General features: G+C 43.6%; 12 protein-coding genes. 10 read left to right on the top strand and 2 right to left on the bottom strand.

Annotated features, from left to right (window positions below; all coding sequences use genetic code 11):
• Positions 1-101: 101 nt before the first annotated feature.
• Positions 102-956, bottom strand: a complete 855-nt coding sequence (locus JV36_RS0104895) for a nucleotidyl transferase AbiEii/AbiGii toxin family protein (protein ID WP_032095567.1) — start codon at positions 954-956, stop codon at positions 102-104.
• Entirely contained in the window at positions 940-1,971 is a 1,032-nt protein-coding gene (locus JV36_RS0104890) for a type IV toxin-antitoxin system AbiEi family antitoxin (protein ID WP_032095568.1), read from the bottom strand. Before JV36_RS0104890 ends, JV36_RS0104895 begins: the two co-directional genes overlap by 17 nt.
• A 596-nt stretch (positions 1,972-2,567) precedes the next feature.
• Here JV36_RS0104890 and dusA point away from each other — a divergent pair.
• The 10 genes from dusA to JV36_RS0104840 all read left to right on the top strand — a co-directional run bounded on the left by dusA (position 2,568) and on the right by JV36_RS0104840 (position 12,520).
• Positions 2,568-3,578 carry a tRNA dihydrouridine(20/20a) synthase DusA gene (gene dusA, locus JV36_RS0104885; RefSeq protein ID WP_235207778.1) on the top strand — a complete coding sequence of 337 codons (1,011 nt, stop codon included), beginning with the start codon at positions 2,568-2,570 and terminating at the stop codon, positions 3,576-3,578.
• A gap of 193 nt (positions 3,579-3,771) precedes the next feature.
• Positions 3,772-4,110 carry a hypothetical protein gene (locus JV36_RS0104880; protein WP_235207774.1) on the top strand — a complete coding sequence of 113 codons (339 nt, stop codon included), beginning with the start codon at positions 3,772-3,774 and terminating at the stop codon, positions 4,108-4,110.
• A 671-nt stretch (positions 4,111-4,781) separates the two neighbouring features.
• Positions 4,782-5,450 (top strand): phage shock protein PspA, encoded by a 669-nt coding sequence (pspA, locus tag JV36_RS0104875; RefSeq protein ID WP_032095570.1) that lies wholly within the window; start codon positions 4,782-4,784, stop codon positions 5,448-5,450.
• A gap of 142 nt (positions 5,451-5,592) precedes the next feature.
• Positions 5,593-5,793 (top strand): PspC domain-containing protein, encoded by a 201-nt coding sequence (locus tag JV36_RS0104870; RefSeq protein WP_032095571.1) that lies wholly within the window; start codon positions 5,593-5,595, stop codon positions 5,791-5,793.
• Positions 5,793-6,155 carry a hypothetical protein gene (locus JV36_RS0104865; protein ID WP_032095572.1) on the top strand — a complete coding sequence of 121 codons (363 nt, stop codon included), beginning with the start codon at positions 5,793-5,795 and terminating at the stop codon, positions 6,153-6,155. Before JV36_RS0104870 ends, JV36_RS0104865 begins: the two co-directional genes overlap by 1 nt.
• Before the next feature lie 155 nt (positions 6,156-6,310).
• Positions 6,311-7,303 (top strand): DUF2333 family protein, encoded by a 993-nt coding sequence (locus JV36_RS0104860; protein WP_032095573.1) that lies wholly within the window; start codon positions 6,311-6,313, stop codon positions 7,301-7,303.
• 3 nt (positions 7,304-7,306) lie between these two features.
• On the top strand, positions 7,307-8,062 hold the full coding sequence (locus JV36_RS0104855; RefSeq protein ID WP_032095574.1) for a TIGR04219 family outer membrane beta-barrel protein: 756 nt from the start codon (positions 7,307-7,309) through the stop codon (positions 8,060-8,062).
• A 165-nt stretch (positions 8,063-8,227) separates the two neighbouring features.
• Positions 8,228-10,063: an assimilatory sulfite reductase (NADPH) flavoprotein subunit gene (locus tag JV36_RS0104850; protein ID WP_052010118.1), complete on the top strand. Its 1,836-nt coding sequence runs from the start codon at positions 8,228-8,230 to the stop codon at positions 10,061-10,063.
• The gene (gene cysI / locus JV36_RS0104845; RefSeq protein ID WP_032095575.1) at positions 10,063-11,784 is read left to right on the top strand and encodes an assimilatory sulfite reductase (NADPH) hemoprotein subunit; all 1,722 of its coding nucleotides are present in this window, start codon (positions 10,063-10,065) and stop codon (positions 11,782-11,784) included. Before JV36_RS0104850 ends, cysI begins: the two co-directional genes overlap by 1 nt.
• Positions 11,774-12,520 (top strand): phosphoadenylyl-sulfate reductase, encoded by a 747-nt coding sequence (locus tag JV36_RS0104840; protein ID WP_032095576.1) that lies wholly within the window; start codon positions 11,774-11,776, stop codon positions 12,518-12,520. Before cysI ends, JV36_RS0104840 begins: the two co-directional genes overlap by 11 nt.
• The last annotated feature ends 24 nt before the right edge of the window (positions 12,521-12,544 follow it).

Raw genomic sequence — 12,544 nt, 5'->3', positions numbered from 1 at the left:
TTATTTTTTCACCGATCCTAACTATCGTTAATTTGTTGTATTCTCATGGTGTTTCTCAGGATAATTAAACCGACGTCTATATCCAGAAACAACCGATGGTTTTATCCTCCATCTAGCCTACCTTTCATAATCTCTATGAGTATGTCGACTTCTTCATAACCTGCGACAGTATGCTTCGTTATATCAACCTTAAGACGCTCTAAGACACTATCCTTGTCTAGCAAAGCCTGCTTTATGTAGGTCAATGTTTTTTCCTTTGCGATAGCCGCGATTTCGTCCGCTAGCATCATTGCGGTGGCTCTCATAATGTCGTAATCCTGGACATCCATATAATCTCGTTCGTAAAGCGCATCTACAACTGCAGGAATTTTGCTGTAGTGTTTTATTACATAATAGATATCAATAGCGTCTTTTCCCTGATACTCACGACCTCGTTCAGTCCAGGCGATAAGTTTCAGTAACAATATTCCAGAGGGAGATGCTACTTTTACGCTAATTTTGGGGCTTTTTATGAGGGTAACTTCCCAAGCGTTTTGATAAACTTCATAGAACCCTAGCACGCTCATGACAAAATCCTGTGTGGGCGGCCAAGCGATCTGGCCGTTATCATCACTGACCCCACCAAACGGAATCAGATCGATTTCCCAAGGCAAGCCGTCACTGTCAGTCGTATCTAGTTGATGTGCCTTCTTCGAATGCGGTGTAAATCCTGCTTCTATCAGTGCAGTTCGTAACATTTCATAATGCCCCCAATCCTGCACCTCGATACCAAAGTCCACATCTTTCGTACCGCGCTCAATTGCGGCGTTATAGCCGTGAACCAAGATAATATCCCGTGCAGTAGCCCCTACAATTAGCAACGGGACGCTTAGCTCTGCGGCAATACCATGGATTTGGCTATATGCCTCGACAAGGCCTTTGGGCAGCTTTTCTGATACATCAAGCGAGATAGTCACGGTAAATCCTTTTTGCGGTTTCAAGATTGCGAGGATCATCGCTGTTAATTAGTTCCGCATATACTAATAGTGGAGCGACACAGCTAGGCAATGCGCCTTTAATTTTTTCAAGCACTACAGGCGGCTCTACAATTTTTAGTATATTAACGCCTGTCTCTTCAGCACGTAGTCGGCGTAGCCTGAAAGTTTTTAATAGGACTTTATGTGCTTCAGCATCAGCATATATCTGGTATGTTTTGGGGGTAAGGTAATGTGTGTAGGCATCGGCGGCGACTTCTCCGCCCCAGATTGCTCCGTACTTATTTAGCGGTGCGTTACGAAGCTGCTCAATATCCTGAGGAACATATAGCCTTTGCTCCAGTTTTGCTTCCATGTTGTGTGGATAAGCATCTAGCCATTTCGTTAGAAGCAGATCTTTTTCGTTGAGGACGGCCCCCTTTTTCCCTTTGTCGAGAATAAATGTGAGTTGCTTAAGGTCATCTAAAACTTGTTTTACCGTACCTAAAGCAATTTCAGCTTGCTCCGCAAGTACCCGCATTGGCTGATTAACAAGTTCAGGCTTTAATAACAACATCATGATCAGTTTCATGCCTTTAGGTTGAAACGCCTTTCCAGTTAGCTTTCGCGCGTGTTGTATTTGATGCTCTTGAGGTGGCTTCTTGCCTCTGATATCAATATAAAAAGGAGGTATGTTGAGGTGCGCATTGCCCGCCATATCGAGATAATCGATTTGTAACTCCCGACAAAGCTCGGCAATATTTTCATTGATATAGGTTGTGACAATAAGCGTTTTTTTGTCGCTAAAAACTGTTTCTGCTAGTTGAAGTTTTTGCAGTCTGTGGCGAGTAAGTCTCTCTTTTTCTTCCACACACCAAGTATGCCTCTGGTTTCCGTGAATGATCGTCAGCTGTCCGTCCGTTACCTGAGCATCTTGTGTATTGTGATGCGTATAAGTGACATTTAGCTTGATATTCGCGGCTAACAGTTTCGCAGCTTCGGCTAGTAAGTTATCCATTTGTTCACTTATTTTTTATGTTCACTATTATTGAACGATACGAAATAATGAACAGCATTGCAATTGTTGTTCATTATTTTTAAGTGTTCACTAACAGTGAACGTTGACTTTTAATGAACAATCAGACATCCATGTCCAACATTTTTATGGGAGAAAGGGAGCCGTTATAGAGTTCAGTACGAGCTTTCGCACTCTTTGCTCGAACATGTAGGCAGCCTTAACTTGCTTCATAACAGAGTCGCAGAATACTTCGATGTACTTTTCCACTTCATTGCAGCGGCCTTATTTTGAAATGTTTTCGATTTTGAAAAAGTCACTATTCCAGACTCTTTATTTCTAACCCTCGCACAGTAAACAGTTTGATTTTTCCTAACTCTCTTTGAAATGCTATAATGCGCCATCAAATTATTCCTTAATAAAAAGCAGTTCCCCCGAAGAAGCTTTTCAGTTCCCCCGAAAGAGTGAAAATAAGGAATTAAAGGGATAAATACCGCACTTGGTCTTTACTCAAGAAATTAGATATTATCAATATAAAACAAAGGCTTAAATTGAATACCACCGTTCAAACTCTCGACCGCCGTTTCTCAGTCGCACCAATGCTGGATTGGACAGACAGACACTGTCGCTATTTCTTACGATTGTTCTCAAAGCACACTCTTCTGTATACCGAAATGGTAACGACGGGGGCTATTATCTTTGGAAAGGGAGACTACCTTGGTTTTAATACCGAGGAGCATCCTCTAGCGCTGCAGCTCGGAGGGAGCGATCCAACTGACATGGCACGATGCGCGGTGTTGGCTCAAGAACGCGGGTACGACGAAGTGAATATTAATGTAGGGTGCCCAAGCGACAGAGTAAAAAACGGCAGTTTTGGTGCGTGTTTGATGGCGCAGCCTGATGTGGTGGCCGATTGTGTAAAGGCCATGCAGGCCGAGATCGATATTCCGGTAACGGTGAAGTGTCGTATTGGTATTGATGATATGGATGAGGACGAAGATTTTGCTCGCTTTATCGATATTGTGGCTGGGGCTGGTTGCGATACTTTTATTGTACATGCAAGAAAAGCATGGCTTCAGGGGTTAAGCCCTAAAGAAAATCGTGAAATTCCGCCGTTAAATTATCCGCGAGTCCATCGCATAAAAGAAACCCACCCTGAATTATCAATCAGCATTAATGGCGGTGTAAAAACCTTAGCCGATACCAAAACACAGTTGGAAAGTGTAGATGGTGTGATGATTGGCAGGGAAGTGTATGCAAACCCGTATATTATGGCTAACGTAGACACTGAAATATTTGGTGATGCACAGGCAAAAAGTATTTCACGACGCGAAGCCGTGTTAAAAATGCAGCAATATATTGAGAGCCACATTGAGCGCAAAGAAGATGCGTACTTCAAACCGTGGCATGTAGCGCGCCATATGCTTGGTTTATTTCAGGGGCAAGCTGGTGGTCGTATATGGCGTCGTTATTTAAGCCAAAACGGTACCGGAAAGTCTCCTGATCCTCATTTGCTAATGAATGCGTTGAGTGCCGTAGAGGCAGCACAACGAGAATTGGACGAATACAATAGCCAAAAAGATAGTCAAAGCAGTGGTCAAAAAAACTAACAGGTTAGTGTCTTTGACTAAAGTTTAATATTTGCTCAATATGTTTTTTCAGCCAGCTTAATATTTAGTTTTTATTTTAAGTATATAAATCATTGCTTTAAGCTAATTTTAAGAAGTTGGCACACCTCTCGCTATATGTCTTATATCACAACGACAACGTGTTGTTGTACTGACAAGACTTTCGAGGGAAATTATGAAAACTTCACTAATCGCAGCAACTTTACTTTCAGCAAGCATGGCAAGCGGTGCAGCTAGCGCACAAGAGTCAGTGCTCAATTCGTTGTTACAAAACATGGTAACTACCGCAGTGACGATGACGACAACCGAGCTATCTGCAGATGTTTATCAGTCAGTGGCTAATACGTCTTACCATTTTGAATTAGACGGCGCTCGCACCCAACATATGGGAAGTGTAAGCGTTACCGACATCGCCTCAACTAACGATGACTCAGATAATGCCGGTGCTTTTTTAAAAGATAACGATGTAAAAGGTGCAGATGTAAAAGATATTGAGGGAAAAGATGCTGACTAGATATCAGCAAAGTTACCTAGATAGTTAACAGCAAAGCCTCCAGAAAAATCACGAATTTTAAAAAGCGCCGTTGGCGCTTTTTTCGTTTTCGTCATAGCACTTATAAACTGGCTCATTAAACAGCAGTCAAGTCCTCGCTGTCACCGATACGATACTTCGATAGCTAATATACCAATACCTAATACACCTATACCTAACACACCAATAAATAAGACCTCAGCCTCTGCCTAACAATAAGTAACTCACACCTATAGCACCCATACCTACACCTAGTATGCACGAGAACGTTTTATGCCCGAGTGCATATTTAACACCTGCACCTCGATATAAGCCGTGAGACTAAGAATATGCGCCTCAAAAACAATGTGGTTAAATTCACAATAAGAGTGGTTAAAAATACTAAATTATCGTTTCCTAGTTACCTCGGACAACACCGATTTATGCATATTTTTATAAAAAGTCATATTTATCAATATTTTAAAGGTTTGGCACGTCTATTGTAATACCTATATGAGTAAAGCGTCAGGAGAGTGTGATTACACGTGGAACAGTTCCCCAGTTAATTACAGTGTCCAACCACAGTTTCAAAAATGAAATAGAGAAGTCAGCGTCGCATCAATCTTGATAGTTAATTGCTGGTAACTCGCCAACATCTTTATGGAGAGATAATTATGGGTATGTTTTCAAGAATTAACGATATTGTTCAGGCCAACATCAATGCAATGCTAGACAAAGCAGAAGATCCTGAAAAAATTATTCGTCTCATCATTCAAGAGATGGAAGAAACCTTGGTAGAAGTGCGTACTGACGCGGCTCGATATATCGCGCAACAAAAAACATTAGCGCGTCAAATTGACAACACGAATAAAGAAATTGCTAGCTGGCAGGGTAAAGCGCAGCTTGCAATGAATAACGACAAAGAGTCTCTTGCAAAAGCAGCCTTGGTTGAAAAGCAAAAGTACGTGGCTAAGTTATCCTCGTTGCAGGAACAAGAAGCGCACTTAGCTGAGAGTATCGAAAAAATTCAACATGATACTTCTCGCCTCAATGCCAAAATGGCAGAGGCCAAAGCGAAACAAAAAGTGCTCATTCAGCGCAAGCATTCTGCTGAAACCCGTTTAAAAGTGAAGCAGGCCGATCACGAGAACAAAATTGATGATGCCATGTCTCGTTTTGAAAACTACGAACAGCGTATTGACTACCTTGAGGCACAGGTTGATGCATACGACCTTACTAAATCAGGTGAAGCGGCATCACTATCGGCAGAGTTTCAGGCACTAGAAGCGGATGAGTCGATTGAACAAGAGTTAGCGGAACTCAAGAGAAAAAAAGTAGCTTAGGCGTTAATAAAAGTAGCTTAAGCGCTAAACAAGCGCCTAATGGTTTAGGCGCAGTCGCTAAGTCCTTTCTAGTGGTAAACGCTTAGGTCGTACAAGCTAGTTCAATAAAAGCTAAGTAAATAAAAGATTGTTGGAGAAAATCATGAAATTGTCATCACAAAAACGTATTTATAGAGATTTAGATTCAGGTGTTATTTCGGGCGTGTGTGCAGGCGTTGCGCGTTACTTTGACATTGACGCAGTCTGGGTACGTGGCGCTGCAGTTGCAGCCCTGGTTTTCATGCCTGTAATTATCTTACTTGCGTACTTTGCAGCAGTTATTTTACTGCCGAGATTAGCGTAATGAAAAATTTTCTATTGGCGTTGGTTATTGCCATCGTGCTGATGAATTGTCTCGGCAGTGTGGTGGAGGATGCATTAGGAATGCATTTAGTGATGTCAGATGAATTGCTGAGTCCTTGGGAGAATATAGCAGTGTTTTCTGTAGTGGGTATTGTGTTGGCTATTGTTGGGTTTGTTGTCGCCTTGAGCGTAGTGGGTACTGTGGTACTCGCCCTTGGCGCGGTATTATTTGCATTGTTGTTGGCAGGTGTCAGTGCATTTTGGCCTATCATCGTTATTGCAATTGCCCTATATGCATTGAAAAAGCGCAATACTGCATCATACGCGCAGAAAAATGAGCACAATATGCACCATACGTTATAGTTATCATAAATCGAATTAAGTTGTATTCAGGTACTAAAAAGTGGTCATATAGGGAATACCCGTTATTGGGGTTAGTATTTCTCTCGTCATTATAAAAATTCAAACAGCTGACTCAGGTCGGCTGTTTTGTGTAAAAAAGGAAGGTTGGTGTTTATATGAGACAATCAATTAACGCGAAACGGATAGCGATTGTCGCTGTGCTACTTGTCATTATATTCTGGCTTATAGGATGGTACTGGAGCTTATCGCCTGATACGTATGATATTAAAGACCGCTTGAAAACATCTTCTACTGTAGAGAATCCAACACAAATTGCTGGTTATACAATTACCACCGCAATGATTGATGTATCAGAAACCTTGCTCGATAAGCCAGGCGGTTACTTGTCTAACGACGTCATTCCACCCGGTGTTTTGCTTGATAATATGCCTGCATGGGAATTCGGGGCACTGGAAATGATCCGCGATTTAGCCTTATCTATGCGAAAAGACTTCAGTCGTTCTCAGTCTCAATCAGTGGAAAATCCCTATTTAACAAAGGCTCACCCCAAGTTTAATATGGATCATCAAAGCTGGGCGTTACCTTCATCAGAATCGAGTTATTCCGACGGTATCGCGCTTCTAAAGCAATACCGAGAGGAATTAGCGAGCACACGAAACAGCGATAGCCAGTTTTACACCCGCGCTGATAATTTACGAGAGTGGTTAAAGCAAGTAGAAAAAAGATTGGGAAGCTACTCGCAAAGGTTAAGTGCCAGCGTTGGATCTGCTAGAATCAACACCGACTTGGCAGGTGACAGAAATGCTCGCCAATCTACACCCGTGGCAAAGCAAAGTGTGGTCAAAACAAGCTGGTGGAAGCTTGACGATAATTTTTATGAAGCACGCGGTGCGTCATGGGCTTTACTGCATTTTTTGAAAGCCGTTGAAATAGAGTTTTATGACGTGCTTAAAGATAAAAATGCGCTAGTCAGTATGGAGCAAATTATTCGAGAGTTGGAGGCCACACAGCAGTCAGTGTTTAGCCCAATGATTTTAAATGGAAGCGGTTTTGGCATGTTAGCTAATCATTCATTGGTAATGGCTAACTATATTTCTCGCGCCAATGCAGCACTTATCGAAATATCTGAACTTCTTAATCAAGGATAATGAATGAAAAAGAGTCTTTTAGTTGCCGCACTCGGATGCGCACTGGTATCTGTATCTTCACACGCTGATACTATCGCTGGGGTTTATGTTGGGGCTCAGGCATGGCAAACCGACACGTCAGGTGGCTTTGCCGATACCAATAATACGGCAAACTTTAGTTTTGACGATGAAACCAATTCGTCGGTGTATATCGCACTAGAGCATCCGGTTCCTTTTTTACCGAATGTTAAGATAAACCAAACAACTCTAGACAATTCAGGTGTAACAACACTCGACTCTAGCTTTACTTTTGACGGTCAGCTTTATACGGCAAACAGCGAAGTTGCTACCGATATTGATTTAACCTCTACCGATCTTATTCTTTACTACGAGTTGTTCGATAACGACTTGGTAAGTTTCGATTTAGGTATCAATGCAAAATACATCGATGGTGCATTGCTAGTAAACGATAGAGCAAGTGCGACGCAAGGGTCTGCAGATTTCTCAGGCATTGTGCCAATGGCTTACTCAAAAATTCAGGTTGGTTTACCGTTTACAGGGTTGTCTGCATATGCCGAAGGAAGCTACTTGTCCTTTGACGATCATGAGTTAAGTGATTATCAAGTGGCTGTTGCCTATTCTTTTATCGAAAGTATTGCCATAGACATGACGGTGCAACTAGGTTACAGAAACGTCACAGTTGATATTGAAGACTTAGACGATGTTTATGCCGACATGGAGTTTGACGGCGTATTTGCTGGGCTAGAGCTACATTTCTAGTCTTTGTAACAGGTATTAATGAAGGCGCTTCTGCTACGCAGATAGCGCCTTTTTTATTTCAATAATGCTTTTAAGCACATTCAGTAATAAAAAAGTCTCATTTATTCTTTTCTCTTCTTGAATAAAGTCGTTAGCCTAGCGACATCGAAAAAGGGCTATAAGACTATGTCAAAAGATTCTAACTCAACAACAGTGTCAAATTCAGCGCCAGGCGCGGTAGTAAATGAACAGCAGTGGAATGCGATCACGCAAGCTATTGCTGGTCTAAATCGTGATCAGCTCACATGGGTGAGTGGTTATGCTGCGGGTATGGCTGCTGCGCAGGGCGGGGCAGTGGCGCCGTCGCTACAAGCGGCACCTGTGTCAGCGGGAGATGCTCCCACTCTTACTATTTTGTACGGCTCTCAAACTGGTAACGCCAAAGCGTTAGCTCACGAGTGCCAAGCGAAAGCAGAAGGTGCAGGGTATAACAGCAAGCTAGTAAGCATGGCGGACTATAAAGCCCGTAACCTTAAAAGCGAAACTCACGTTGCCGTGTTCGTTAGTACTCATGGTGAAGGCGATGCGCCAGACGACGCCATCGAGCTGCATGAATATGTCGCAAGTAAAAAAGCGCCGAAGTTAGCGAATACAAAGTACGGCGTAGTAAGCCTAGGAGATAGTAGCTACGAGTTTTTCTGCCAAACCGGCAAAGACTTCGACGAGCGTTTATCTAAATTAGGTGCAACTGCGGTTATCGACCGCTTAGATTGTGACGTAGATTACGAGGCCGAAGCAGAAGCATGGCTGAACAGCTTTATTGACTCGTTGAAAGAAGATTTCACAGCCTCAGCAGCTCCGGCCGTAGCGGCACAAACCGGTGTTGCGGTTGCGGGGGCTCCGGCGCAAACTTATACAAAGAAAGCGCCTTATACTGCATCGTTGATTGAATCTCAAAAGATCACCGGCAGAGACTCAATTAAAGATATTCGTCATATCGAAATTAGCCTTGAAGACTCAGGTATTACCTACAAACCAGGCGATGCCCTTGGCGTATGGTTTAAAAATGCCCCTTCGTTGGTAAACGACCTTATTGCACTGCTTTCTCTTGATGAAAATGCAGAGGTAGTGGTGGCAGAAAGTGCCATGACGCTAAAAGAGGCGCTTACCTCTAAGCTTGAGTTAACACTGAGCTATCCTAATTTCATCAAGGCCTATCAGGCTGCGACGGGGTCGGAAGGTTTGGCAGCGCTGATGGAAGACAAAGCACAACTTCGTACTTACATGGCCGACAGACAAATTATTGATATTGTTCGCGACCATGTTGGCAGTATTTCAGCGCAGCAACTTGTTGACGCACTGCGCCCTCTTACGCCGCGACTCTATTCAATTGCGTCAAGCCAGGCCTATGTAGAGGACGAAGTTCACCTTACAGTGGCCCACGTTGATTATGAAGCTTTTGGAGAGCGTCATCAGGGCGGCGCATCGGGTTACCTTTGCGAATACCTTGAGGAAAATGGTGAAGTAGAGGTGTTCGTTGAAAACAACGATAACTTCCGCTTGCCTGCTGACCCTAATACGCCAGTCATTATGGTTGGCCCAGGAACAGGTATCGCGCCGTTCAGGTCGTTTATGCAAGAGAGAGACGTACAAGAAGCAGAGGGCAAAAACTGGTTATTTTTCGGTAACCCGCACTTTACCCAAGACTTCTTGTATCAAGTTGAATGGCAAGGATATGTAAAAGAAGGCTTGCTAGACAAAATAACGTTAGCGTTCTCACGTGATCAAGAAGAGAAGGTTTACGTTCAGCACCGACTACTCGAAAATGGTAAAGAAGTATTCGAATGGTTAGAGCAGGGCGCTCACTTCTATGTGTGTGGCGATGCTATGCACATGGCGAAAGATGTTGAAGAAGCGCTGATCAAGATTGTGCAAGAGCACGGTGGCAAGTCAGAAGCGGAAGCAAAATCATACGTGGTTGAGTTGCGTAAAGCGAAACGTTATCAAAAGGATGTCTATTAATGAGTAATGAAAACTCTCCATTCGTTGTTGAGGGCAAATTAGCCGACAACGAAAGATTAAAGCGCGAAAGTAAAAACCTTCGCGGAACAATAGAAACTGACCTGAAAGATGATCTTACAGGTGGCTTTACGGCTGATAACTTCCAGTTAATTCGCTTCCACGGTATGTATCAGCAGGATGACAGAGATATTCGCGCAGAGCGTGCTAAGCAAAAGCTTGAACCGCTGCAAAATGTGATGTTGCGTGCGCGGTTACCTGGTGGCGTAATTATGCCCGACCAGTGGCTAGCGATAGACAAGTTTGCTTCCGATCACACGTTGTACGGCAGTATCCGGTTAACTACGCGACAGACTTTTCAGTTTCACGGTGTGCTCAAGCCAAAAATTAAGTCGATGCACCAGATGCTCAATAAAGCAGGCATCGATTCAATTGCGACAGCCGGTGACGTGAACAGAAACGTATTGTGTACCTCGAACCCTGTAGAATCAGAACTGCATTTAGAGGCGTTTGAGTGGGCTAAAAAGATAAGCGAGCACTTACTTCCTAAAACACGTGCTTACGCTGAAATTTGGTTAGATGGCGAAAAAGTGGAAACCACAGAGAAGCCGGTTGAACCTATTCTTGGCGATAACTATCTTCCACGTAAGTTTAAAACCACGGTTGTTATTCCACCGCAAAACGACGTTGACGTACACGCTAACGATTTGAATTTTGTTGCCATTGCAGAAAACGGCAAGCTGGTTGGCTTTAACCTATTAGTAGGTGGTGGTCTTGCCATGACTCACGGGGATAAAAGTACGTATCCTCGCAAAGCCACTGACTTTGGTTATATTCCACTAGAAAATACGCTCGATATTGCCGCAGCGGTAGTGACTGTACAGCGCGACTGGGGTAACCGTGTTAATCGTAAGAATGCAAAAACCAAATACACCCTTGAACGCGTTGGTGTAGATAACTTTAAAGCTGAAGTTGAAAAGCGTGCAAACGTTACATTTCAAGAGAGTCGACCGTTTGAGTTTACCGAACGTGGCGACCGCTTTGGCTGGGTAGAAGGCATCGACGGTAACTATCATTTAACCGTATTTATCGAAAACGGCCGAATTCTAGATTACCCAGGAAAGACCTTAAAAACAGGGTGTGCAGAAATTGCTAAGATTCATAAAGGCGATTTCAGGCTAACGGCAAATCAAAACCTGATTATCGCCGGTGTTGCGCCAGCCGACAAGGAAAAAGTAGAAGCATTGGCTCGTGAGCACGGATTAATTGCCCCTGCGGTATCTAATCAACGTCTTGATTCAATGGCGTGTGTGTCACTACCAACTTGTCCGCTAGCAATGGCAGAAGCGGAGCGTTACTTACCTGACGCTGTCACTGAGCTTGAGGGACTATTAGCCAAACACGGGCTTGCTGATGATAGCGTGATTTTCCGCGTAACGGGCTGTCCGAATGGCTGTGGTCGTGCCATGCTTTCTGAAGTAGGATTAGTTGGAAAAGGCCCTGGCAAGTACAACCTGCATTTAGGTGGCGACCGCGAGGGGACACGTATCCCTCGTATGTATCGTGAAAACATCAGCGAGCAAGAAATTATGTCAGAGCTCGATACGCTGTTTGGCCAGTGGGCTAGCAATCGAGAAGACGGCGAAGCGTTTGGAGATTTTGTTGTTCGTACCGGCGTTGTTAAACCGGTAGTTGATTCTGCGCGTGATTTCTATGAGCAATAATACGGCGGTTACAGAGCAAGTATTATCGCTAGATATCAGCAAGGAAGAGCTTGCTGATATCAACGGGTCGCTTGAAGCGATGACGGCACAACAACGAGTGGAATGGGCCTTTGATAATTTGCCTGATACTCATATTGTGTCGTCAAGCTTTGGTGCTCAGTCTGCGGTAATGCTGCATATGCTGACACAAGCAAAGCCAGATATTCCTGTTGTGTTAACCGACACGGGGTATTTGTTTCCCGAGACTTACCAATTCATCGATGAACTGGTTGCTAAGCTCAAGCTTAACCTACATGTATATCAAGCGAATATGTCATCAGCATGGCAAGAAGCTCGATTTGGCAGACTGTGGGAGCAAGGCATAGAGGGAATTGAAACTTACAATTCTCTTAACAAAGTTGAGCCTATGCAAAGAGCGCTGCAAGAGCTTAATGCTGGAACTTGGTTTGCTGGTTTGCGTCGCAGTCAGTCAGATTCTCGAGGGAAGTTACCTGTTCTGCAAAAAGTGTCTGGGCAGTTTAAACTCTATCCCATCATAGATTGGAGCAATAAAGACCTGCACTACTACCTAAAAGAGCACAATCTCTCTTATCATCCGCTTTGGGAGCAAGGCTACGTGTCTATTGGCGACTGGCATACCACACAGTCGTTACAAGAGGGCATGGAAGAGCAAGATACACGCTTCTTTGGTCTTAAAAGAGAGTGCGGATTGCACGAATTCGGTGATGGTATTTAATTTACATGGCTGACTGCATGTGTC

It is taken from the genome of Alteromonas sp. LOR (assembly GCF_000753865.1).
GTDB lineage: Bacteria > Pseudomonadota > Gammaproteobacteria > Enterobacterales > Alteromonadaceae > Alteromonas.
This window is presented reverse-complemented; position numbering and strand designations above follow the sequence as displayed.